Below are 23,990 nucleotides of genomic sequence, written 5' to 3' on the forward strand. Positions count from 1 at the left end.
CCTCGTCGCCGCTGCCAATAACAACGTTGTCACGTTGCTGACAAGGGGCGCCGCACGGGCATTGACCTTGCTCCGAGACCGCCCTTACGTTCACCGGGCAGCCCAGCGTTGCGCCCTGCGTGGTAACCCAGCCGCGTCGGCCAGTAGGAGGTCGTGCCCGTGCGCCCCACCGCCCCTCTGCTCCTCGTCACCGCCCTGGTCGCGGCCGGCACCCTGACCGCGTGCGGCGGGGACTCCGGCGACGATCCGGACACCGTGAAGGTCTCCTTCAAACAGTCCACGGACAACCAGATCAAGGTCATGGACACCTATCTGGCGGACATCAAGAAGCAGTTCGAGAAGGAGAACCCCGGCAAGAAGGTGAAACTGGTGCCGATCAAGGCGCCGGACTCCGAGTACTACACGAAGCTCCAGCAGATGATGCGCTCCCCGAAGACCGCGCCGGACCTGGTCTACGAGGACACCTTCCTCATCAACTCGGACATCACCAGCGGGTACCTGAAGCCGCTCGACCCCTACCTGGACAAGTGGAAGGACTGGGACCAGTTCATCGGTACGTCCAAGTCGGCCGCGAAGGCGGCGGACGGCAAGACGTACGGCGTCCCGGACGGCACCGACACCCGCGGCCTGTGGTTCAGCAAGGGCATCTTCAAGAAGGCAGGTCTGCCCGCCGACTGGCAGCCCAAGTCGTGGGACGAGATCCTGGACGCGGCCCGGACGATCAAGAAGAAGGTGCCGGGCGTCACCCCCATGAACGTCTACACGGGCAAGCCCGCGGGCGAGGCGGCCACCATGCAGGGCATGGAGATGCTCCTGTACGGCACGGGCCAGGACCCGATGTACGACCCGAAGTCCAAGAAGTGGGTCACCGGCAGCCAGGGTTTCAAGGACTCCCTGGAGTTCGTCGAGACCGTCTTCAAGGAGAAGCTCGGCCCGGACGTCACCGACGCCCTGGACCCGAACTTCGCCACCCGGGTCCGCGGCGAACTGCTCCCCGAGGACAAGCTCGGCATCAACCTCGACGGCTCCTGGCTGCCGCAGGACTGGGGCAAGGGCGCGGGGCACGAGTGGCCCCAGTGGTCGAAGAAGCTGGGCCTGGCCCACATGCCGACGCAGAACGGCGAGGCGCCCGGCAAGGTGAGCATGTCCGGCGGCTGGACCTGGGCGATCCCGGCCAAGGCGTCCAACCCGGACCTGGCCTTCAAGTTCATCGAGCAGATGCAGACCAAGGCGAACGCCCAGAAGTGGTACGTGGCCAACTCGGGCATCGCGGTCCGCAAGGACGTCGCGGAAGACCCGGCGTACCTCAAGGCGCAGCCCGGCCTGAAGTTCTTCACCGACCTGGTGCCCTCGACGCACTACCGCCCCGCGTACCCGGCGTACCCGAAGGTCTCCACCGCGGTGCAGGAGGCCATGGAGAAGGTCACCACGGGCGACGGTTCGGTGGCCGACGCGGCGAGCGGGTATGACGAAGAGGTCAAGGCCGCGACGGACGGCGAGGTCATCGAGAAATAGCCGCGGTACGTCGTGGGGCGGGGCGGGCCCCGACGCGTCCCGCCCCGCGCGCACAGCCGACCGTACGCAAGGGAAGTGAGAGCCCGAGGTGACCACCGCACCCCCCGCCGGGCCCGGCGACATCGCGAAGACCGTTCCGGGCCCGGGCGTCCCGCGCCCGTCGCGGCCCCCGTCCCGCTCCAAGCTGACGGGCCGGGCGCTGTCCCGCGCGCTGCCCGTCTCCCCCGCCGTGATCCTCCTGCTCCTGTTCCTCGCCGGACCGATCGGCTACTGCGCCTACATCGCCTTCACCGACCTCCAGCTCACCGGCCAGGCGGAGTCGAGCTTCGTCGGGTTCGACAACTTCCGTAAGGCCTTCGGCGACGAGGCGTTCCTCAACGCGGTCTGGCTGACGCTGGTCTTCACGGTCGTGTCGTCGCTCATCGGCCAGAACACCATCGGCCTCGCCCTCGCGTCCCTGATGCAGCGCGCCTCCAAGCCGGTACGCACGCTCACCGGCGCGATCGTGATCACGGCATGGGTGCTGCCCGAGGTGGTGGCGGCCTTCCTCCTGTACGCGTTCTTCCGCCGCGAAGGCACCCTGAACACGGTCCTGGACTTCCTGCATCTCCCGTCCCAGAACTGGATGTACACGCTGCCGATCCTGGCGGTGTCGTTCGCCAACGTGTGGCGGGGTACGGCGTTCTCGATGCTGGTCTACTCGGCGGCCCTTAACGAGATCCCCAAGGAGATCACCGAGGCGGCCGAGGTGGACGGCGCGGGCGGCTGGCGCCGCATGTGGCACATCACGCTCCCGATGATCCGCCGCTCCATCGGCACGAACCTGATGCTGAACACCCTGCAGACCCTCTCCGTCTTCGGCCTGATCTGGGTGATGACGCGAGGCGGCCCGGGAAACCGCAGCCAGACCCTCCCCCTGTTCATGTACGAGCAGGCCTTCCAGAAGAGCATGATCGGTTACGGCACGGCGGTGGCGCTGCTGCTCCTGGTCGTCGGCTCACTCTTCTCACTCGTCTACATGCGCCTGCTCCGCACGGAGGTCTGAGTGTCAGCCAACACCGTCAAGTCGCCCGGCAGGCAACCGAGTCCGTCCGCCAGGGGGGACTCGGGTTCGTCCAACAGGAGCCTGCGTTCGCGCCGCACGAGCCGGCGCCTCGCGGCGGACGCGGGCCTGCTCGTGGTCGCCGCCGCCTTCGTACTCCCCCTGGCCTGGGTGATCCTCTCCTCGCTCGACACCAAGGCCGACCTCAAGGTGAAGGTCCCCGACGGCATCACCCTGGACAACTACGACGCGGTCCTGACCCCCGAGATCACCTTCACGCCCCTGCTCAACAGCCTGCTGCTGTGCGGCGGCGGCACGCTCCTGACCGTCGTCTGCGCGGCGCTCGCCGCGTACCCGCTCTCCCGCTTCAAGTCCCGCCTGAACCGGCCGTTCATGCTGACGATCCTCTTCGCGACGAGCCTGCCGATCACGGCGATCATGGTCCCGGTGTACGCGCTGTTCGTGCAGGTCGACCTGATCGACACGATGCAGGGCACGATCTTCTTCTTCGCCGCGTCCCAACTCCCCTTCGCCATCTGGCTGATGAAGAACTTCATGGACGGTGTCCCGAAGGAGCTTGAGGAGGCGGCGTGGACGGACGGCGCGTCGTCGTTCCAGTCGCTGCTGCGGATCGTGCTCCCGCTGATGGGCCCGGGCGTCGCGGTGGTGACCGTCTTCTCCTTCGTGATGATGTGGGGCAACTTCTTCGTCCCCTTCATGCTGCTCCTGACCCCCGAGCAGATGCCGGCGTCGGTGAGCATCAATGACTTCTTCGGCAACAAGGGCACGGTCGTCTACGGCCAGCTTGCGGCGTTCTCGATCATCTACTCGACGCCGGTGATCCTGCTGTACGTCCTCATCTCGCGGAAGCTGGGCGGGGGGTTCGCGCTGGGAGGTGCGGTGAAGGGCTGACGTGCCGCGCTTCGGCAGCCGCCCCGCGCCCTGCCGCCCGCCCCACTCCGGCCGCTCGTCCCGCTGGCTAGGATCACCGGGTCTGCGGGTGGGGCCGAGGGAGGGCATATGCGGGGGCGCTTGCTGAACGACCGGTACGAGCTGACCGAACGGATCGGCGCGGGCGGCATGGGCGAGGTGTGGCGGGCCCGCGACCGGAGCCTGGGTCGCGAGGTGGCGATCAAGCTCCTCGTACCGTCGGCTGTCGCGGACGATGGCGGTGACGGTGGCGGTGGCGAGAGCGAGCAGGAGCAACTCCTGGCCCGGTTCCGCCTCGAAGCCCTCGCGGCGGCCTCGCTGGACAGCCCGTACATCGTCGCCGTCCACGATCACGGCACCGACGACGGCACCCCGTACCTGGTGATGGCCCTCGTGCAGGGCCGCTCGCTCGACCAGGTGCTGCGCGAGAATGTCCGGGTGCCGGTGGCGGACGCCCTGCGCTGGGCGGCGGACGTCTGCCGCGCCCTGGATGCCGCGCACTCGGCGGGTGTCGTGCACCGCGACATCAAGCCGGGCAACGTGATGATCGCGCAGGACGGCACCGCCAAGGTCGTCGACTTCGGTATCGCGACGTTCACGGAGCGGGTCGCGGGCGACTCGCGCCTCACGCGGACGGGACAGCTGCCGTTCGGCAGCGTGCCGTATCTGGCGCCGGAACGATTCCGGCAGGAGCCGGGCGACGGACGCACCGACCTCTACGCGCTCGGCTGCGTCCTCTACGAACTCCTCGTCGGGCACCCGCCGTTCACCGGCTCGGCGGCCGGCGTCATGTACAACCACGTCAACGACGCACCGCTGCCGCCGTCGCGAGCACGGGCCGAGGTGACGGCGCCGGTGGAGCGCATCGTCCTCGATCTCCTGGCGAAGGACCCCGCCGACCGACCTGCGGACGCGGGGCTAGCGCTTGAGCGGATTGTGGCGGCGGGGCGGGGGCTTTCGCTGCCGCGGGGGCCGCAGGAGCCGGGCCCTTCCCCGGAGCCGCGGGACCGGCTCCCGGACAGCGGAGCCACGGCGACCGAGACGGGCCCGGCGGACCACCCGCCGACCGTCCGCGTGGGGGACGCGCACGATCGGCGCCCGATGGCACAGATCGCGAACGCCCGCACCCAACCGGCCGCAACCAGCTCCGTAAGCAAGCACGCACCCCCGTCCCCCGCCCCCCGGCACCGCTCACCCAAGCGCGTACTGATCACCACAGCACTCGTACTGGCCGTCAGCGTCCCGACGGGCCTCGGCATACGCTCCCTCGCCGCACCGGACACCGAGACCACATCCGGCGGCAAGAACACCACCCCGACCGTCTACGAGATCGGCGTCGCCCACAGCTACGAGCACGTCGGCGCGAGGAACGCCGCCGACGAGTACGAGGAAGGGGAGTTCAAGCAGTTCACGACGCAGCAGCGGCGCACCGTCGAGTCCGCCTTCGCCGAGACGCTCGGCGCCAAGAGCGGCGACCGCTTCCGACTCGTACCGCTGGCCGCCGACCCGGACATGCCGACGCGCAAGCTGCTCGCCAAGCACCCGGACATGCTCGCCGTCATCGGTGACACCACCGACTTCGCCTGGGTGCACGACACGGACGAGGCGTTCCTGCCCGAGATCGCCACCTGCTCCGAAGTCGCCTTCGCCGGTGCGCAGTTCGCGATACCCCCGGACGAGGAGCGGCAGGGCGAGGCGATGGCGCAGTACCTCCTCACGCAGACGAAGGCACGCCGGGTGCTGGTGGCCGAGGACACCGTCTGGGCGGACCGTTCGGACGGCATGGGTACCGCTTTGCGCGAGACGGGCATGACCGTCAAGACGCTGAAGACGAGCCTTTCCGACGTGAAGCCGTCGCAGATCCCGGGTCTTGTCGACAAGGCACGGGCTGAAGCGGTCGTACTGCCCACAGCGGCGGGTGTGACCACGTGGGCCGGGAAGCTCAGGGCGGACGGTTTCTCGGGGCCCGTCATCTCGGAGGGCGACTCGGCCGGCATCTGCGAGGACTCCGAGGAGCGGGCCACGGCCGAGGCACAGGACAAGACCACCCCCGACGGCGTCCTGCGCACCCGCAACTACACCGGTGAACCCGGCGACAACCTCCCCGCGCGCGGAAACGACGAGCTGTACGACGGAGCCCTGGCCCTGGGCGCCGCGCTGAAGAAACTTCCCGCCGATGCCTCGGCGTCCTCGCTCCGGCACACCCTGGACCGCGAGATCCAGAACGTCTCCGTCAACGGCGTCATCGACGAGGTCTCCTTCGAGAGGGGCCGCTCCGCGAGGGAACGTCCGGTGTGGATCGACAGCCGGGGCGAGGAAGGGTGGACCGAGATCGGCAAGGTGGACAAGAAGTACGAGCCCACGAAGCAGTGACGCGGTGCGATCCTAGGGCCGGACGGCGTCCCGAAGCCGGGCCGCGAGCTCGGCCATCTCATCCGGCGGCACGTCCAGAACGCCGGCAGTCTCGGTCATCAGGACGTGGAACTGCTGCTCGGCGTAAGGCACTCCGGGCGGCAGGGCGGCGATGTGCCAGTGGAGGTGGCTGTTGCCTTCCTGGCTGCCGAGGGAGTACAGGTAAGTCCGCTCGGAGTCGAAGACGTACTCGACGGCGAGGGCGACCTTACGCACGACGCGCATGAGCCGGGTGTAGGCCGCTTCATCCAACTCCCGGACGACGTGCTCGACATGGTCCTTGGGCGCGACGAGGACTTTTCCGGGGAGGGTGGGCCACCGGTCGAGGAACGCGATGTGGTCGTCGTCCTCATAGACGGTGTGATGGGCGTAGCCGGGGTCCCCGGCAAGAAAGGCACAGACAAAACAGGGCCCGACGCGAGCGCGCTCCATATAGGCCTCAAGATCCATGACTACCCGCTCCGTCTCCCGCATCGAGGGTTGAAGCTTGCATTTCCATTCACCGCGCACGTTCCGAATGTGGCGCTGCGGAGTGGGCCACTCCCAACTCCTGTTCCGTTCGGCTCCAGAGAACACCGAAAGCACGTGCCTGGACCTGCGTTTCGAGGGAGTGGTCGCGGTACAGCTCGGAACCCGATACGTGGCCCCGTGGCTGCGTCCGGCCAACAACTAGGAGCAAGCCACCCTGGAGACGCTCGCGCACGACTCGACGGGGGCGGGGCGCGCCTTCGTGGCCATCGCAATCGAGTCCGACTCGGGCGCGGGAACGGTTGATCCACCGCCTGGAACGCCCTCGGGATGCAACCAACAACCCCTGTCCCGTCGTCGCGTATGGCAATGACCCAAGACCGAACTCGCCCCACTGTGGGCCCGCAAACCACTGCACGAGCCGTGGACCGACTTACGGACCGCCCGTATTCACCGGGATAGGCACCTCACGCCCCATTCATCGTCAGATACCTCTCTGGTGCCGCCGATCAGCTCGCACTACCGTACTTAGCTCGCGCTAACTCCCACCCTCACCAGGAGCCGAAAGTGAACCGCCCTCTCCGTCTCGCGACGCCGGCGCTCGCAATGTCTGCGGCTCTGCTGCTCGCTTCCTGCGGCAGCAGTGACGACGAGTCCAAGGACAGCGACAAGATCGCTGGAGCCGGGCAGGAGGCGAAGAAGACGCCCTCGCCGAGCGCTTCGAAGGCGACGGACGCCGAACGCCCAGAAATCAAGCTGCCATCGGATCTCCACTACAAGTTCGAATGGTCCAAGACCGGTGACGAGAGCAAGGATGCTGTCCTCTCCGACACCGAGCAGTACGTCAAGGCCGTCGACATGGCCATCGCCGAACAGGACGCGCTCCACAAGTCCTACCGCTACTACTCCGAGGGCGAGGCGGCCGCCGGGAGCCAGAAGTTCATCAAGGAATTCATCGACTTCAAGAACCGGATCACCGGTACGAAGCGCTTCTATAACGCCAGGGTAGACGTCACAGGCGGCAATAAGGCAGCCCTCGTCTACTGCGAGGACCAGGGCAAGGCGTTCAACAAGAGCCTCAAGACGGGGAAGACAGATGTGACATCCCCGTCGAAGGACGACCTGGTCGTCTACAGCAGCCGCCTGCACCTCAACAAGCAAGGCGTCTGGATCACCGAGCAGACAACATCTGAGCGCGGGAGTGCCGCATGCCAGTCGTCGTGAGACCGAAGCAGATAGCTGTTGTCATGGCTATAGCCGTGGCCTCGTCCCTGTTCGCCTCGGGGCAGGCATGGGCGGGCTACGGCAACGGCGGGAGCACCAATGGGGGCGCCGAAGGCCCGACTGAGTCGGGAGGCGACGGAAAGGCCACAGCCACCGCCTCCGGCATCGTCTACGACCGCTCCAAGAACGGGACAGGTCCCAAGACCGGCGCCGTGACCCCTGCCACGAACTGGGCCCCGCCTCCCTGCTGGTACGCCCCCAAGTACACCCCCGCCCAGTTCAAGAAGTACGTCGAGCCGATCTGGCAGGCCGAGTCGACCGGCCATGAGTGGGACTTGGAGCAGCGCAAGCGGTACGTGCAGGGTGAGCCGTACAAGGACTTCAACCTGGACAAGGCAGGGAAGGGCTACTGGTGGACGTCCTTCGCCAACGACAGCTACCCGCCCGGCTGGGACTCCTGTGACAAACCCACCTTCTGGGTCGACAACGGCGACCCGCCCCCGGCGGACACCCCCGAAGCCATCACTCCCGAGATCCTCGCGCAGCTCGCGTACGCCGAAGTCCGCGTACCCGGCACCGAGGTGACCCTCGCTCCGGAGGGGGAGACGAAGGTCAACCTGCCGACCTGGGCCTGGTTGGACGACAAGGAGTTCAAGCCGGTGTCGGTGACGGCCAGGGTCCCCGTGCTCGACATCGAGGCGACGACCACCGCCGAACCGATCTCCCTCAAGATCGACCCCGGCACCAAGGACGCCGAAACCTACCCCTCCTCCGGTGCCTGCCCCATCAAGGACGGCAAAATCGGCGAACCGTACGCCAAGGGCAAGTCCGATGAGGACCCGCCCTGCGGCGTGAGGTACCTCCGCTCGTCCGGCGACGGCTCGTACCCGCTCAAGGCAACGGTCACCTGGAAGATCAGCTGGACCGGCACCGGCGTGAACGAACCGCAAGAACTCCCTGACGGAGAGTTCGGCGCGGACCAAGAGGTCGTGGTCGAGGAAGTCCAGTCCATCAACCGATAGACGACGGCACAACAAGTCGGGGGTTGCGGTATGGCGGGGGATCGTCCGGCGGATTGGCATGTCCTTGACTTGGACAAGGACCCGACGCCGGGCGATCCGGATGAGCAGGCCGTTTTCGCTTCCAGCTCCGGGGTGCGGATCTCCGTCGACGTGAACCGTCCGCAGAGCGGCTGACACGTGGGAACCACCACCCGTAGCATCACACCAATCCGCAACCTCGTATGAACGCACCGTAGTCGCCGGCCCCCCGCGCCCATACGGTGTGCCCGTGCAACCCAGCCAGCCGTCACCGCACCAGCCCACTCCCCCGTTCGACTTCCCCGCCGCCCGGCGTCTTCGTGAAGCCCTCGGGATGGCTCATGGGCATGTCGCCTACGGGATGCGGGCCAGTTATGGGCTCACCTACATCACCCCCGAAACCATCGCCGCCTGGGAGCGCGGGCTCGCCTCGCCCACCTCCGCCGAGCTCACCGCCCTGGCGGGGACCCTGTGGTGCTCTCCGGGGGAGCTCATGGGCGCCGCGACCACCCTGCGCGAGCACCGGCTCGCGCGTGGGCTCGCGCCCGAGGACGTGGCCCGGGGATGCGGGGTGGAGATCCAGGCCTATCTGCGGATGGAGGAGACCGACACCTGGCGCGGCAACGAGCGGCAGTCCGCCGCCCTCGCCGAGGTGCTGCAGCTCCCGCTGCCCGACTTCATCACCGTCATCGGACGCGCCGACGACCTCGCCGAACTGCTGCGCAGCGCCGTGACCAGCCGCTGGCAGGGGTACGTCCGGCCCGTCAGCAAGTTGCTGCCCGTGCCCAAGCGGCACATCGAAGACGTGCTCCAGCAGTTGCACGCCGACTACCAGTCACGCATGGTGCGGACGCTCAGCTGGGGCGGCGGCGCCGGGGCGGATGCCTCGGGGAGCGCGGGCAAGGACTACTTGGACAAGATCCTGGAGCACTTCTGGACTCAGGTGCGGGGTACGGGCAGCGGCGGCACGGGGTGAACCCCGGCCGCCCGCCCGCCCGGCGAAACCCCCGGAGAAGGCGGCGGACCCCCTAGAAGACCGACTCCGCCTCGTCCATCCGGTCCTTCGGCACCGTCTTCAGCTCCGTGACCGCCTCCGCGAGCGGCACCATCGTGATGTCCGTGCCCCGCAGCGCCGTCATGCGGCCGAAGTCGCCGCGGTGCACCGCCTCCACCGCGTGCCAGCCGAAGCGGGTGGCGAGTACGCGGTCGTACGCCGTCGGGGTGCCGCCGCGCTGGACGTGGCCGAGGATGACCGGCTTGGCCTCCTTGCCGAGGCGGGTCTCCAGCTCGAACGCGAGCGCCGTACCGATGCCCTGGAAGCGCTCGTGGCCGAACTGGTCGATGGCGCCGACGCCGTAATTCATGGTGCCCTCCTGCGGGTGGGCGCCCTCGGCGACGCAGATCACCGCGAACTTCTTGCCGCGCGAGAACCGCTCCTCGACCAGTTTGACCAGGTCAGCGGGGTCGAAGGGGCGCTCGGGGAGGCAGATGCCGTGCGCGCCGCCCGCCATGCCCGACTCCAGGGCGATCCAGCCCGCGTGGCGGCCCATGACCTCGACGACCATCACGCGCTGGTGGGACTCGGCCGTCGTCTTGAGGCGGTCCATGGCCTCCGTGGCCACGCCCACCGCGGTGTCGAAGCCGAAGGTGCGGTCCGTGGAGGAGATGTCGTTGTCGATCGTCTTCGGGACGCCCACGACCGGCAGGCCCGCGTCCGACAGCATCTTCGCGGCGGTGAGCGTGCCCTCGCCGCCGATGGGGATCAGGGCGTCGAAGCCGATCTCCTTGGCGAGTGCGGCCGCGTCCTCGCAGGCCGCGCGGAAGCGGTCGCGCTCCAGGCGGGAGGAGCCGAGAATCGTTCCGCCACGGGCCAGGATGCCGCTGACCTCGTTGAGGCCGAGGGAGCGGTAGCGGCCGTCGAGCAGACCCGCGTAACCGTCCTCGAAACCGATGACCTCGTCGCCGTAGTGCGTCACGGCTCGGTGCACGACCGACCGGATCACAGCGTTGAGGCCGGGGCAGTCGCCGCCTGCGGTGAGAATTCCGATGCGCATCGTGCTGTGTCTCCTGCTCGCTGTTGATGCGTGTGAGCCGGTCCGATTGTTCCATGGCCGCGAACCAGTCGCCGCGCACACATCGGGTACCCCGTTTTGCCACAGGGCTCCCCCGTCTCACGGCTGCTCCGCCCAATCCTGGGGAGAAGGGCTTGAGGCCCGCTGAACCGGGCCCTTGTCCGGCGGGCGACCTAGCCAGCCGCAGAGGTATTGTCAAGAGGGCACGGCAACCATATCGGGTCATTTGTCCAGGCTTGAGGCCCTCAGCCCCGAGCCGGTCGGAAGAGCCGGTTCAGAGAGCCGGCCAGAGAGCCAGCGAAGAAGGGGAGAGCACGCGTGACGCGCAGCGTGTACGTGACCGGGATCGACCGGGGCGACGGCCGCCAGGTCATCGAGCTGGGAGTCATGGAGCTCCTGACCCGCCAGGTCGACCGCGTGGGGGTCTTCAGGCCGCTCGTCCATGACGGGCCGGATCGTCTCTTCGATCTTCTCCGCGCCCGCTACCGGCTCGCGCAGGACGCCTCGTCCGGCTACGGCATGGATTACCACGAGGCCTCCGCCATCCAGGCGGAACAGGGCACCGACGAGCTGGTCTCCCGGCTCGTCGACCGTTTTCACCGGGTGGCCAGGGACTACGAGGTCGTCCTCGTGCTCGGCACCGACTTCGCCGACACCCAGCTCCCGGACGAGCTGTCCCTCAACGCCCGGCTCGCGAACGAGTTCGGCGCCTCGGTAATAGCCGTCGTCGGCGGCAAGAACCAGACCGCCGAGTCCGTCCGCGCCGAGACGCGCAACGCCTACCGGGCGTACGAGAGCCTGGGCTGCGACGTCCTCGCGATGGTCACCAACCGGGTGGCGCCCGCCGACCGCGACGAGATCGCCGACAGCCTCGCCGGGCTCCCCGTGCCCAGCTACGTCCTGCCGGACGAGCCCGCCCTCGCCGCCCCCACGGTCGCCCAGATCACCCACGCGCTCGGCGGCCGTGTCGTGCTCGGCGACGACGCGGGGCTCGCCCGTGACGCGCTCGACTTCGTCTTCGGCGGCGCGATGCTGCCGAACTTCCTGAACGCCCTGACGCCGGGCTGCCTGGTGGTCACCCCCGGCGACCGCGCCGACCTCGTCGTGGGCTCCCTCGCCGCGCACAGCGCCGGTACGCCGCCCATCGCGGGCGTCCTGCTCACCCTCAACGAACAGCCCGGCGAGGAGATCCTGAAGCTCGCCGACCGGCTGGCGCCCGGCACCCCGGTCATCGCCGTCTCCGGCGGCTCCTTCCCCACCGCGGGCGAACTCTTCGCCCTGGAGGGGAAGTTGAACGCCGCCACGCCCCGCAAGGCGGAGACGGCCCTCGGGCTCTTCGAGCGGTACGTGGACACGGCGGGCCTGCGCAGCCGCGTACAGGCCCCCAGCAGCGACCGCGTCACGCCGATGATGTTCGAGCACAAGCTCCTGGAGCAGGCCCGCTCCGACAAGCGCCGCGTCGTCCTGCCCGAGGGCACCGAGGAGCGCGTTCTGCGCGCCGCCGATGTGCTCCTGCGCCGCGGCGTCTGCGATCTGACGCTGCTCGGCCCCGTCGAGCAGATCCGCAAGAAGGCCGCGGACCTCGGCGTCGACCTCGCCGACTCGCAGCTCATCGACCCCAGGACCTCGCAGCTCCGTGACGCGTTCGCCACCGAGTACGCCGAGCTGCGCGCCCACAAGGGCGTCACCGTGGAGCTCGCGTACGACGTCGTCTCCGACGTGAACTACTTCGGCACCCTGATGGTGCAGGGCGGTTTCGCCGACGGCATGGTGTCGGGCTCCGTGCACTCCACGGCCGCCACGATCCGACCCGCGTTCGAGATCATCAAGACCAAGCCCGACGCCTCGATCGTCAGCTCCGTCTTCTTCATGTGCCTGGCCGACAAGGTGCTCGTGTACGGCGACTGCGCCGTGAACCCGGACCCGAACGCCGAGCAGCTGGCCGACATCGCCGTGCAGGCGGCGGCCACCGCCGAGCAGTTCGGCGTGGAGCCGCGGATCGCGATGCTCTCGTACTCGACGGGTACGTCCGGGTCGGGCGCCGACGTCGACAAGGTCCGCGAGGCGACCGAGCTGGTGCGCAGGAGCCGCGGGGACCTGAAGATCGAGGGCCCGATCCAGTACGACGCCGCCGTGGAGCCCACGGTCGCGGCGACGAAGCTGCCGGACTCGGAGGTCGCGGGGCAGGCCAGCGTGCTGATCTTCCCGGACCTGAACACCGGCAACAACACGTACAAGGCCGTCCAGCGCTCGGCCGGCGCGATCGCCGTCGGCCCGGTCCTCCAGGGTCTGCGCAAGCCGGTCAACGACCTGTCGCGCGGCGCTCTCGTGCAGGACATCGTGAACACCGTCGTGATCACCGCGATCCAGGCCCAGGGGCCGACCGCCGCCGCCCCCTCCGTATGACGTCTACAGAAAGCATTTCTCCTGTGAGCGCCACCCGCGTCCTCGTCCTCAACTCCGGCTCCTCGTCGGTGAAGTACCAGCTGCTCGACATGCGCGACAGCTCCCGTCTCGCGGTCGGCCTGGTCGAGCGCATCGGCGAGGCGACCTCACGGCTCAAGCACACCCCGCTGTCGGGAGGCGGCGAGGAGCGTGAGCGCGAGGAGCCCATCGCCGACCACGAGGCCGCCCTGAAGGCGGTCTCCGCCGAGCTGTCCGCCGACGGGCTCGGCCTGGACTCCCCCGACCTCGCCGCGATCGGGCACCGTGTGGTGCACGGCGGCCTGAAGTTCACCGAGCCCACCGTCATCACGGACGAGGTGCTCACGGAGATCGAGCGCCTCGTGCCGGTGGCGCCGCTGCACAACCCGGCCAACATCACCGGCATCCGTACGGCACAGGCCCTGCGCCCCGATCTCCCCCAGGTCGCCGTCTTCGACACGGCGTTCCACACCACGATGCCGGAGTCCGCGGCGCGCTACGCGATCGACGTGGCCACCGCCGACCAGCACCGCGTGCGGCGCTACGGCTTCCACGGCACGTCCCACGCGTACGTGTCCCGCAAGACCGCGTGGCTCCTCGGCAAGGCGCCGGAGGACGTGAACGTCATCGTGCTGCACCTGGGCAACGGCGCTTCCGCCAGTGCCGTGCGGGGCGGGCGATGCGTGGACACATCGATGGGGCTGACGCCGCTTGAGGGGCTCGTGATGGGTACCCGTTCCGGTGACGTGGACCCGGCGGTCGTCTTCCACCTGGCCCGCGTCGGCGGGATGTCGATCGACGAGGTCGACGCCCTGCTCAACAAGAAGAGCGGTCTGGTGGGACTCTGCGGCGAGAACGACATGCGGGAGATCCGGCGCCGGATCGACGACGGCGACCAGGCCGCTTCGCTCGCCTTCGACATCTACATCCACCGGCTGAAGAAGTACATCGGCGCCTATTACGCGGTGCTCGGCCGGGTGGACGCCGTCGCTTTCACGGCGGGGGTCGGTGAGAACGCGGCGCCGGTACGGGAGGCTGCCGTCGCGGGCCTGGAGGAGCTGGGGCTCGCGGTCGACGGAGAACTCAACGCCGTACGTTCCGACGAGGCCCGGCTGATCTCACCGGAATACGCACGGGTCGCGGTCGCCGTCGTACCCACCGACGAGGAGCTGGAGATCGCGCAGCAGACGTACTCGCTGGTCGGGAACCCGTCATAACCGCAATTCACGGGAATTAAGCACCGCAACGCCTGAGCGCAGTTCCGCCCATTTGTAGATTCCACCAGACGGAATATTCCGTAGCGAAACAAACCGATAGGATCGCCCCTATGCGCCGTTCCAAAATCGTCTGCACGCTGGGCCCCGCCGTCGACTCCGAAGAGCAGCTCGTCTCGCTGATCGAGGCCGGCATGAATGTGGCCCGCTTCAACTTCAGCCACGGCACGCACGCCGAGCACCAGGGGCGGTACGACCGCGTCCGTGCCGCTGCCGACAAGACCGGCCGTGCCGTCGGCGTCCTCGCCGACCTGCAGGGTCCGAAGATCCGCCTGGAGACCTTCGCCGAGGGTCCCGTCGAGCTGGTGCGCGGTGACGAGTTCACCATCACCACCGAGGACGTCCCCGGCGACAAGTCCATCTGCGGCACCACGTACAAGGGTCTGCCCGGTGACGTCTCCAAGGGCGACCAGATCCTGATCAACGACGGCAACGTCGAGCTGCGCGTCGTCGAGGTGAGCGGGCCGCAGGTGAAGACGATCGTCGTCGAGGGCGGTGTCATCTCCGACCACAAGGGCATCAACCTGCCCGGCGCGGCCGTGAACGTGCCCGCGCTCTCCGAGAAGGACATCGAGGACCTGCGCTTCGCGCTGAAGATGGGCTGCGACATGGTCGCCCTGTCCTTCGTGCGCGACGCCGCCGACGTGAAGGACGTCCACAAGGTGATGGACGAGGAGGGCCGCCGGGTCCCCGTCATCGCCAAGGTGGAGAAGCCGCAGGCCGTCGCCAACATGGAGGGCGTCGTCGCGGCCTTCGACGCCGTCATGGTCGCCCGTGGTGACCTGGCCGTCGAGTACCCGCTCGAAAAGGTCCCGATGGTGCAGAAGCGCCTCGTGGAGATGTGCCGCCGCAACGCCAAGCCGGTGATCGTCGCGACCCAGATGATGGAGTCGATGATCACCAACTCGCGCCCCACGCGCGCCGAGGCGTCCGACGTCGCCAACGCGATCCTGGACGGCGCGGACGCGGTCATGCTGTCCGCCGAGTCGTCCGTGGGCGCGTACCCGATCGAGACCGTCAAGACGATGTCGAAGATCGTCCAGGCGGCCGAGGGCGAGCTGCTCTCCAAGGGTCTCCAGCCGCTCGTGCCCGGCAAGAAGCCGCGTACGCAGGGTGGTTCCGTGGCCCGTGCCGCGTGCGAGATCGCGGACTTCCTGGGCGGCGAGGCGCTGATCGCCTTCACGCAGTCCGGTGACACGGCCCGCCGACTGTCCCGCTACCGCGCGGCCCAGCCGATCCTGGCCTTCACCACCGACCAGGCGACCCGCAACCAGCTCACCCTGAGCTGGGGCGTGGACTCGTACGTCGTGCCGCACGTCGACAACACCGACGCGATGGTCGACCTCGTCGACGCCGAACTGGTCAAGCTGAACCGCTTCAACGACGGCGACACCGTGATCATCACGGCGGGGTCGCCCCCCGGCGTCCCCGGCACCACGAACATGGTGCGGGTGCACCACCTGGGCAGCTGACATGCCCTGATACGACACTGAGGGCGCCCCCTGTGGCAGGGGGCGCCCTCAGCGCTTTGCGGCTCCCGGTGAAGATCGGCGGTGAGATCAGCGGTGCAGATCAGCGGTGCAGATCAGTCGGTGATCGTCTGGCGCAGACCGGGGATGTGCAGGTTGCCGCCGAACTGGCCCGCCTGCTTGACCTTCACGTCCGTGAAGTAGATCAGCGGGATGTTCAGGGGCGGCGGGTGCTCCGGGTCGAACGTGATCGGGATCAGCCCGAAGAGCTTGCCCGAGATGCTCTCGGTATACATCGTCGTCTTGCCGTCACGGATGGTGGACGTGGAGCCCTTCTCGGCCTGCACGTGGTACTTCTTGCCGGCCGGGCCGTCGACGATCTGATGCAGGTCGCCGATGTCGGTGCTGTCGACGACGTACTTCAGGGACTGCTTGGTCTCGCCGTTGGGCATCGTCAGGTTCACGACGCCCTGGTAGTCCGCGCCCTTGAGGGTCAGGGAGCTGGCTTCCAGGTGCCACGGCTGGTTCGGGATCGGCGCGGGCGTCTGCTCGGCCTTTCCGTCGACCTTCTTCTCGACCACGCACGGGAACGGCTTCTTGCCGTTCTCGTCCGGCGCCATCGGGTCCTCGGCCTCTTCCTTGGCCTTCTCCGCAGCCTCGTCGGCCGCCTTCTCGGCGTCCTCCTTGGCCTTGTCGACCTCGTCCTCGGCCTTGTCGGCACCGTCCTCGACGCCGTCCTTGACCCCGTCGACGGTGTCCTCGACGGGCTTGGTGACGTCGTCGACGGTGTCCTTGACCGGGTCCTTGCCGGACTCCTCGGACCCTGAGGTCCCGGAGGACTCCGAGGATTCACCCTCCTCCGAGGCGGAGGGGGTCGGCGTCGGGCTCGCGGACTCCTTCTCGTCGGGCGTGAAGATGTCCTTGAGCGCGTCTCCGACACCCAGCGGGTCGAGCGGGTTCTTGGTCTCGGAGGGCTCCGGAGCGGGCTCCTCGGCCTTGTCCTCGGATTCCGACGGGGTCGGCTCGGCTGTGTCGGAGCTGTCAGAGCCGTCGGGGCTGCCAGAGCCGTCAGGGTCCGAGCCCGCCTTGTCACCGGCGGAGGGCGAGGGCGTCGGCTCGGCGGTGGCCTTGCCGGAGTCGTCCTTGCCGCTCTTGTCGGCCTTCTCCTGCTCGGCTTTCTCCTGCTCGGCCTTCTCCTTCTCCGCCTTCTCCTCGGCAGCCTTCTCGGCGTCCTTGGAGGCGTCGTCCGGCGCCGTGACGCACGGGCCGTCCTGGAAGGGGTTCTTCGGCAGCGGCTTGGCCTGCGCGAGCTGGGGGGTGAGGCCCATGCCCATGAGGACTGCGGTCGGCATGGCCGCGATGGCTATCGCCTTGCCCGCCGGTACGTGCAGGCGGGTCAGGAGCGGCTTTCTGGGTGCCGCGTGGCGCGGCCCGGATCTCGCGCGGGGCGGCCCCGCGGAGTCCTCATGGTGCACCTCGTCAGCCGGCACGGTGCCTCCCGTTCGTCCCGTTGTCCGGGCTCGTTCCTGACAGATCGTCCGTAGTGCCGCTCACCCCGTTCGCGGCCCCCGCGGCCGCGGGCTCCGGCGCCCCGATGTCGGAGCTGTCGGTCCGCTCCTTCGCGGACTTCTTCGCCGGCTTGGCCGCCGCCCAGGAGATGCCGAGGGCACCACCGGTCAGGGCGAGCAGGAAGCCGATGACGAAGCCACCGAAGTTGGAGACCACCAGAGATACGAGGGCGAGCAGGATCGCCGCGACGCCCGCGAAGATCCTGGAGTGCGGCTGGAACCACATGGTCAGGCCGAGCACGACAAGCAGGACGCCGATGATCAGCGAACCGGCACCGGCGGTCGTCGCCATCCGGATCGTCATCGTGCCGAGCGTGAGGTTCGCGTACGGGAAGTACATGATCGGGATGCCGCCGAGCAATGTCAGCAGACCACCCCAGAACGGGCGCTGACCGCGCCACCCTCGGAACGATCGGCGCATCCGGCCGAGCTTGTCGCCCAGTCCCACTTGCGCTTCGGCGCTCATGTCGTACAGCTCCTCGGGGAATGGCGTTGGTTCTGTGTGTCCTGCGGATTCGGGCACGGGGACGGTGTGAGTTTCGAGATCCGTCGCGCCCCCGCGCCCGGCCGTGTTTCGCAAGAAGTGCCGCTGCTAAGGCATCAGTTGCCTCAGTAGCACTCGTGCTTGCCCTTCTTGACCGACATGCCCAGGCCAGAGAGCTTGAAGGTGCCGGCGGTGGTCGCCCACGCACGCTGCTTGACGTCGGTGAAACGCACCTTGTCAGCCTGCTGCGCGAACGAGTCCGGGGCGTACTTGTCGCCCTTCGACGGACCAGGGCCCTTGGTGGTGCGGTCGACCGAGACGCCGATGTCCACGTTGGTGAACGTCGCGTCGGCCTGCAGATCATCGGCGTCGATGTAAAGCTTCTTCGCCTCGACCCGCGGGCCACCCTTGGCGCCGGCCTTCAGGGTCATCGACACATCGCCGAAGACGGGGACCGGAACGACGACGGACTGACACAGGTTGGTGATCTTGGCCGATTCGAGGCCGACGACGGCGACCGGGTGGTTACCCGACTTGCCGCTGTCAAGCGCCCCGTACTGGACGAAACCCGTACCGTCGAGCTGGTCGGCAGTCACCTTGAACTGCTGACCGGACACACTGAACGATGCCGCGAGTGCACCCTGCGAGAGGGCCACGCCTATCGCGGCAGTCGCCGCGACGCTCGGCACCATGACTACGGCGAACCGCTTCCATCTGGTTCCGCCACGAGCCACGGACTCCATGACTTTCCTCCTTCTCGGACGTACATCTCCGGCCCTGACTGCCCCGTTAGGGCGGCTCAGCCGGGCAGGGATGGGAGAAGCGCTACGTCCTCGGGAAGGAGAGCGCCCGCATGGGAGGCGCTCATCGCGCCACTCACCGGCGATCACCCCCGAGCGACAACCACTGGTCGCACGCGACACGCACAACCTGCCGGACAGGCCCTGCCGGACGGCAGAGACCCCCCTGTCCTAGACCGGCGACGGGGTGTCTCCGGTCTGCTCGGTGGGGACCCAGAAACCCCGCGCCCGGCTGGCTTCCGGGCTGCGGGTTTATTGGACCGAGCGTCGCCGATCGTGGTGCATTCTCGTCCCCCGCACAAGGGGGTTCGTTACTCGCTAGTAACGGCGCGATAACCGAAGCACGACCGCCCGGTATCGGTCGGGCACGGACGGTGCATCCATGGCCAAGAACAGACCGGGATGTTGAAGGACACACCAGGACAGAAACCTGACCTGGACTTACTCCAAGTAACAGTGGCCGCGTTTACCAAGTTTTGGTAAAGCGCGGCCACTGTGACACCTGAACGGCGAATTTTCACTCGGGCATCACAAGCCCCAGCGTTTAGGGACTGGTCAGCGAACGGCCCGCGAAGGGGCGAACAGCCTGATCAGTCGAGCCGACCGGGGTCGCTCAGAAAAGCACCCGCGCGAGCTGCGTGCGGGCCGCGGTCACCCGCGGGTCGTCGGAGCCGACCACTTCGAGGAGTTCGAGCAGCCGCACCCGCGCGGCGTTCCGGTCGTCGCCCGCCGTGCGCCTGACCGTTTCGATGAGCCGCCCGAAGGCGTCCTCCACATGGCCACCCACCAGGTCCAGGTCGGCGGCGGCGATCTGCGCGGCCACGTCCTCGGGACGGTCGGCGGCGTCCTTGCGGACCTGCTGGGCGTCCAGACCCTGCACGCGCTGGAGCAGTTCGGCCTGGGCGAGGCCGAGCTTGGCCTCCGTGTTGCCCGGGTCGTCGCCCAGCACATTGCGGTACGCCTGGACGGCGCCGGCCAGGTCACCCGCGTCGAGCGCCTGGACAGCGGCTTCGAGCAAGGCGTCGTACGGGCCCGCGGGCACCTCGGCGACCGCGGCCTCCTGCTGCTCCCCGCCCCCGGCGTCCGGGTCCACGACGAGACCGGTCAGGCCGAAGCGCTCCTCGCCCACCTGGATCAGCTGATCCAGGGTCTGGCGGATCTGCTCCACCGGGGCCGCGCCCTGGAAGAGCGGCAGGGCCTGTCCGGCCACCACCGCGAAGACCGCCGGGATCCCCTGGACCCCGAACTGCTGCATCAACATCTGATTGGCGTCCACGTCGATCTTGGCGAGGACGAAACGGCCGTTGTACTCCCGCGCGAGGCCTTCGAGCAGCGGGCTCAGCTGCTTGCACGGCTCGCACCACTCGGCCCAGAAGTCGATGACGACGGGCACTTCGGTGGAACGCTGCAGGACCTCGCGCTCGAAACCGGCCTCGTCGACGTCGATGACGAGACTCGACGGAGAGACGCCGGGCACCGAGCCCCCGCCCTGCCTGGCCGCTTCGGCGCGCGCCTGCTCCGCCTTCGCCTTGGCCTCCTGGGCCGCCTTCACGGCGGCGAGGTCGACGACTCCGCTCATGGACATGTTCCGTGGCTGCATAAGTACATCCTCCCCCAAGCCGTACGGGAACCGCGCCCGTCCGAAGCCCCCCGCCGGATTGCGGGGCCGCGGACGGCCGTGGCGCCAAGGTCCCGAGGAGGACCGATGGTTGTCGGCGCAGGGTCCCCACCCTGTTGCCGGTGCTTGTCGCTCTGGTGTGGCTACGTGTCGCTGTGGTGTCGCTGTGGTTGTCACCCGGCGAAAGAGCGTGGGCGCCGAGGAGTTGCCGTTCGTCCCGCCCACATCTCTTTCGCTACGAGTCGTAGCGTAACTGCCATGGACTGCCGCGTGGGCGGCGGGCCTGCGCGAATGTCGGTGATCTGCCTCACTCGCCGCAGGTCGTAACGGCTCCGGCCCGCTCCGTACTGGCCGGTATGGTCACGGGATGCAGAGCCGCATCCCCCCTTCCGCCCGCACCGGCGGCCGTCCCCGCAACGCGGCGGCGGACACCGCGATCCTGGAGTCGACCCGTCAGGCCCTGGTCGATCTCGGCTGGTCCAAGCTGACCCTCGGCGACGTGGCCGCCCGCGCGGGCGTGGCCAAGACGACGCTCTACCGGCGCTGGGCGGGCAAGAGCGAGCTGGTCGTGGACGCGGTGGCGGAACTCTTCGACGAGCTCGAACTGCCGGACCGCGGCAGCCTGGCCGCGGACATCGAGGGCGTGGTGCTCCAGTTCGCGGCGCTGCTGGGCCGTCCGGAGACGAAGACCGCGCTGATGGCGGTGGTCGCCGAGTCGACGTCGGACGAGCCGCTGCGCGAGCGGATCCGTACGTCGATCGTGGACCGCCAGAAGCGGTTGGTCCTCGCGGGGCGGAAGCGGGCGCAGGAGCGGGGTGAACTCCCCCCGGAGCCGGACCCCGCCGCCGCGGGTCACACGGCCGACCTCATCTTCGACGTCATCGCCGGCGCGGTGGTCCACCGCGCTCTGGTCAGCGCGGAGCCGGTGGACGAGGAGTGGGCCCACCGCTTTACGTTGCTCTTGCTCGGGGGGTTGGCTGCGGCTACGTCCCGGCCTTGACTGGCCGGGGGCCTTCAGCGGCCCCCTCCCTGCCGCTTAGCGCTGCGGCTGCGCTGCCGATGCGGGTGCGGGTGCGATTCAGCCGGTCCTGTCCCGCCGCTTCGCGGCGGATTGTCCCCACCCACCCACCCGTGATCCGGGGTGATCGGGTGGGTGGGCGGGAGACATCCGCCGCGAAGCGGCGGGACAGGGGACGCCCACCAGCCCGCAGGTGGCGGGACAGGGGACAGCCCCACCAGCGCAGGCGGCAGGACAGGGCACGCCCCACCAACCCGCAGGCGGCGGGACAGGGGATGCCCCACCAACCCGCAGGCAGCGAGACAAGGCACGCCCCACCAGCCGGCAGCGGGACAAGGGACCGCCCCACCAACCCGCAGGCAGCGGGACAAGGCCCCCACCAGCCCCGCAAGTGAAGCTGCTCAGACCTGGTAGCGGTCGGCGGGGAAGAGATGGAGGTTCTCCGCGACCCACGCGGACGTCCGCCGCAAGCCCTCGCCCAAGGAAACCGACGGGCTCCAGCCCGTCCAAGCTCGCGCCCTGGAGTTGTCCGAAAGCAGCCGCCGCACCTCGCTGCCCGAGGGCCGCAGGCGGGACGGGTCGACGACCACCTCCGCCTCGCGGCCGGACGCCGCGATCAACGCCTCCGCCAGGTCACCGACGGATATCTCCCGCCCCACCCCGAGGTTCACCGCATGCCCGAGAGCCTCCTCGCACGCCGCGAGCGCCATGAAGCCGCGCGCGGTGTCCGTCACGTACGTGAAGTCCCGCGTGGGCGTCAGCGAGCCCAGCTTGATCTCCCGCGCACCGGAGTGCAGTTGGGCGAGGATCGTGGGGATCACCGCACGGGCCGACTGCCGCGGACCGTACGTGTTGAAGGGCCGTACCACCGTCACCGGCAGCTCGAAGGCGTGGAAGTGGGACAGCGCCATCATGTCGGCGCCGATCTTCGACGCGGAGTACGGGGATTGGGGCTGGAGGGGGTGGTCCTCGCTGATGGGTGCCGTCAGTGCCGTCCCGTACACCTCGCTCGTGGACGTGTGGACGAGCCGCCGTACCGAGTGCCGCCCGCACGCCTCCGCGACGTTCTCGGTGCCGACGACGTTCGTCTGGACGTATGCCCCCGGTGAGTCGTACGAGTAGGGGATGCCGATCAGCGCGGCCAGGTGGAAGACCGTGTCGCAGCCCGCCACCGCGTCCATCACGCGCCCCGCGTCCCGTACGTCGCCCGCGAGCATCTCGACCCGCGGGTCCCCGAGGAGATGGGCGAGGTGCCCCTTCTCCCCGTACGGCTTGTAGTGCACGAAGGCGCGGACCTTCGCCCCCTGTTCCAGGAGCAGATCGACGAGCGTCGAGCCGATGAAGCCCTCCGCCCCGGTGACCAGGACCGTGCGGCCCGCCCAGCTGAAGGTGCCGTCGTTGCTGCTCATGCGTACTCCAAGTGCGGGGTGAGGTGGGTGAGTTCGATGACCCGCGCGGCCAGCAGGTCGGCGGCCCGCGCGTGCGGGCCCGGATCGGCCGCCCCGCTCATCGCGGCGAGCCGCGCCGGATCGGCGAGCAGCGGTCCGACGAGTTCGGCGAGCCGCGCCGCCGTCGTCTCGCCGTCGGGGAGGAGCAGCCCCGCGCCCGCGTCGGACAGGACCCGCGCGTTGTGGGTCTGGTGGTCGCCGGGGGCGTGCGGGTAGGGGACGAGGACGGCCGGGACGCCCGTGGCGGCGAGTTCGGCGACCGTCGCCGAACCGGCACGGCAGACGACCAGGTCGGCGGCGGCGTACGCGAGGTCCATCCGGTCCAGGTAGGGAACGGCGCGAGCCGTCGCCTCCACGCCCGCCTCCGTAAGGCGTCGCCGCGTCTCGTCGAGGGCCGCGGGCCCGGTCTTGATGAGGAGCTGTACGTCGTCGCGGTGCCGCCAGCGCTCCGCGAGCCCCACGGCCGCCTCGGTGAGCCGGGCCGCGCCGAGGCTGCCGCCGTTGAAGAGCAGCAGCCGGGCTCCCTGCGGCACCCCGAACTCCCGGCGGGCCTCGGCCCGCAGCGCGCCCCGGTCGAGCGCGGCGAGCGGCGCCGCGATGGGCATCCCGGTGGTGTACGCGTGCTCGCCGCCCGGCAGATGCTTCCGGCTGCGGTCGAAGGCGACGGCGATGTTCGGGGTGAGGCGGGCCGCGAAACGGTTGGCGCGGCCGGGGACGGCGTTGGACTCGTGGATGAGGCTCGGGAGGCCGGCCATCCTGGCGCCGACGATGACGGGAGCGCTGGGGTAACCGCCCATCCCGACGGCGACCTGCGCGCCCTGTTCCCGCAGGATCGCCCGGCACTGGGCGCCGGACTTCACCAAGGCGGCGGGCAGCAGGAACCGCCTGGCGCCGAGGGACGGGTCGAACGGGATCATGTCGACGGTGTGGAGGCGGTATCCGGCGTCCGGTATCAGCCGGGTCTCGAGACCCCGTTCCGTGCCGACGAAGGAGACGACCGCGCCCGGCACGGCCCGCCGCAGGGCATCGGCGAGGGCGAGCCCCGGATAGATGTGCCCGCCGGTGCCGCCCGCGCCGATGACGACGGAGAGAGGAGCGCGGGCCCCGGCCCGGGGAGCACGCGCCGCTCCCCCGGGAATTCGCATATCGGGTGTTCGCATGGCAATGGAGCATCACGAGCAGGT

General features: G+C 69.1%; 19 protein-coding genes. 11 read left to right on the top strand and 8 right to left on the bottom strand.

Annotation, left to right across the window (positions count from 1 at the left end; translation table 11 throughout):
- Window positions 1–153 precede the first annotated feature (153 nt).
- From IE226_RS15840 to IE226_RS15855, 4 genes are all read left to right on the top strand, one after another.
- Window positions 154–1,515 (top strand): extracellular solute-binding protein, encoded by a 1,362-nt coding sequence (locus IE226_RS15840; protein ID WP_190081873.1) that lies wholly within the window; start codon window positions 154–156, stop codon window positions 1,513–1,515.
- A gap of 88 nt (window positions 1,516–1,603) precedes the next feature.
- Window positions 1,604–2,560, top strand: coding sequence for a carbohydrate ABC transporter permease (locus IE226_RS15845; RefSeq protein WP_190081874.1), 957 nt, complete (start codon window positions 1,604–1,606; stop codon window positions 2,558–2,560).
- Between the two features lie 81 nt (window positions 2,561–2,641).
- Entirely contained in the window at window positions 2,642–3,469 is an 828-nt protein-coding gene (locus IE226_RS15850; RefSeq protein ID WP_229871115.1) for a carbohydrate ABC transporter permease, read from the top strand.
- Between the two features lie 108 nt (window positions 3,470–3,577).
- Complete coding sequence (locus IE226_RS15855) at window positions 3,578–5,860, top strand: serine/threonine-protein kinase (RefSeq protein WP_190081876.1); 2,283 nt, start codon at window positions 3,578–3,580, stop codon at window positions 5,858–5,860.
- Between the two features lie 12 nt (window positions 5,861–5,872).
- Here the strand turns inward: IE226_RS15855 and IE226_RS15860 are convergent, their stop codons facing one another.
- Window positions 5,873–6,349, bottom strand: coding sequence for an HIT family protein (locus IE226_RS15860; RefSeq protein ID WP_190081877.1), 477 nt, complete (start codon window positions 6,347–6,349; stop codon window positions 5,873–5,875).
- A 585-nt stretch (window positions 6,350–6,934) separates the two neighbouring features.
- Between IE226_RS15860 and IE226_RS15865 the strand changes: the two genes are divergently transcribed.
- From IE226_RS15865 to IE226_RS15875, 3 genes are all read left to right on the top strand, one after another.
- Window positions 6,935–7,591, top strand: coding sequence for a hypothetical protein (locus IE226_RS15865; protein WP_229871044.1), 657 nt, complete (start codon window positions 6,935–6,937; stop codon window positions 7,589–7,591).
- 23 nt (window positions 7,592–7,614) lie between these two features.
- Entirely contained in the window at window positions 7,615–8,613 is a 999-nt protein-coding gene (locus IE226_RS15870; protein ID WP_229871047.1) for a hypothetical protein, read from the top strand.
- Between the two features lie 352 nt (window positions 8,614–8,965).
- Entirely contained in the window at window positions 8,966–9,607 is a 642-nt protein-coding gene (locus IE226_RS15875; protein WP_308429482.1) for a helix-turn-helix domain-containing protein, read from the top strand.
- Window positions 9,608–9,659: 52 nt separating this feature from the next.
- Here the strand turns inward: IE226_RS15875 and IE226_RS15880 are convergent, their stop codons facing one another.
- Window positions 9,660–10,685, bottom strand: a complete 1,026-nt coding sequence (locus IE226_RS15880; RefSeq protein WP_190081880.1) for a 6-phosphofructokinase — start codon at window positions 10,683–10,685, stop codon at window positions 9,660–9,662.
- Window positions 10,686–11,021: 336 nt separating this feature from the next.
- Here IE226_RS15880 and pta point away from each other — a divergent pair, with 336 nt between their 5' ends.
- The 3 genes from pta to pyk all read left to right on the top strand — a co-directional run bounded on the left by pta (window position 11,022) and on the right by pyk (window position 15,873).
- A complete protein-coding gene (gene pta / locus IE226_RS15885; RefSeq protein ID WP_190081881.1) occupies window positions 11,022–13,109 on the top strand; it encodes a phosphate acetyltransferase in 2,088 nt (695 codons plus the stop codon).
- A gap of 23 nt (window positions 13,110–13,132) precedes the next feature.
- The gene (locus tag IE226_RS15890; RefSeq protein ID WP_190081882.1) at window positions 13,133–14,344 is read left to right on the top strand and encodes an acetate kinase; all 1,212 of its coding nucleotides are present in this window, start codon (window positions 13,133–13,135) and stop codon (window positions 14,342–14,344) included.
- Window positions 14,345–14,454: 110 nt separating this feature from the next.
- Entirely contained in the window at window positions 14,455–15,873 is a 1,419-nt protein-coding gene (gene pyk / locus IE226_RS15895; protein ID WP_190081883.1) for a pyruvate kinase, read from the top strand.
- Window positions 15,874–15,986: 113 nt separating this feature from the next.
- Here pyk and IE226_RS15900 read toward each other — a convergent pair whose 3' ends face one another.
- The 4 genes from IE226_RS15900 to IE226_RS15915 all read right to left on the bottom strand — a co-directional run bounded on the left by IE226_RS15900 (window position 15,987) and on the right by IE226_RS15915 (window position 20,322).
- On the bottom strand, window positions 15,987–17,360 hold the full coding sequence (locus IE226_RS15900; protein WP_190081884.1) for a hypothetical protein: 1,374 nt from the start codon (window positions 17,358–17,360) through the stop codon (window positions 15,987–15,989).
- On the bottom strand, window positions 17,350–17,904 hold the full coding sequence (locus IE226_RS15905) for a DUF6114 domain-containing protein (RefSeq protein WP_190081885.1): 555 nt from the start codon (window positions 17,902–17,904) through the stop codon (window positions 17,350–17,352). The genes IE226_RS15900 and IE226_RS15905 overlap by 11 nt, the downstream gene beginning before the upstream one ends.
- A gap of 143 nt (window positions 17,905–18,047) precedes the next feature.
- Complete coding sequence (locus IE226_RS15910) at window positions 18,048–18,665, bottom strand: DUF6230 family protein (protein ID WP_190081886.1); 618 nt, start codon at window positions 18,663–18,665, stop codon at window positions 18,048–18,050.
- Window positions 18,666–19,335: 670 nt separating this feature from the next.
- A complete protein-coding gene (locus IE226_RS15915) occupies window positions 19,336–20,322 on the bottom strand; it encodes a tetratricopeptide repeat protein (RefSeq protein WP_190081887.1) in 987 nt (328 codons plus the stop codon).
- 385 nt (window positions 20,323–20,707) lie between these two features.
- On the opposite strand from IE226_RS15915, the gene IE226_RS15920 reads away from it, so the two are divergent.
- A complete protein-coding gene (locus IE226_RS15920) occupies window positions 20,708–21,340 on the top strand; it encodes a TetR/AcrR family transcriptional regulator (protein WP_190081888.1) in 633 nt (210 codons plus the stop codon).
- Between the two features lie 419 nt (window positions 21,341–21,759).
- Here the strand turns inward: IE226_RS15920 and IE226_RS15925 are convergent, their stop codons facing one another.
- Together IE226_RS15925 and IE226_RS15930 are read right to left on the bottom strand one after the other, a co-directional pair.
- Window positions 21,760–22,767 carry a GDP-mannose 4,6-dehydratase gene (locus IE226_RS15925; RefSeq protein ID WP_190081889.1) on the bottom strand — a complete coding sequence of 336 codons (1,008 nt, stop codon included), beginning with the start codon at window positions 22,765–22,767 and terminating at the stop codon, window positions 21,760–21,762.
- Entirely contained in the window at window positions 22,764–23,966 is a 1,203-nt protein-coding gene (locus tag IE226_RS15930; protein ID WP_373306962.1) for a UDP-N-acetylglucosamine--N-acetylmuramyl-(pentapeptide) pyrophosphoryl-undecaprenol N-acetylglucosamine transferase, read from the bottom strand. The genes IE226_RS15925 and IE226_RS15930 overlap by 4 nt, the downstream gene beginning before the upstream one ends.
- Window positions 23,967–23,990 lie beyond the last annotated feature (24 nt).

It is taken from the genome of Streptomyces longisporoflavus (assembly GCF_014649775.1).
Taxonomy (GTDB): Bacteria; Actinomycetota; Actinomycetes; order Streptomycetales; family Streptomycetaceae; genus Streptomyces; species Streptomyces longisporoflavus.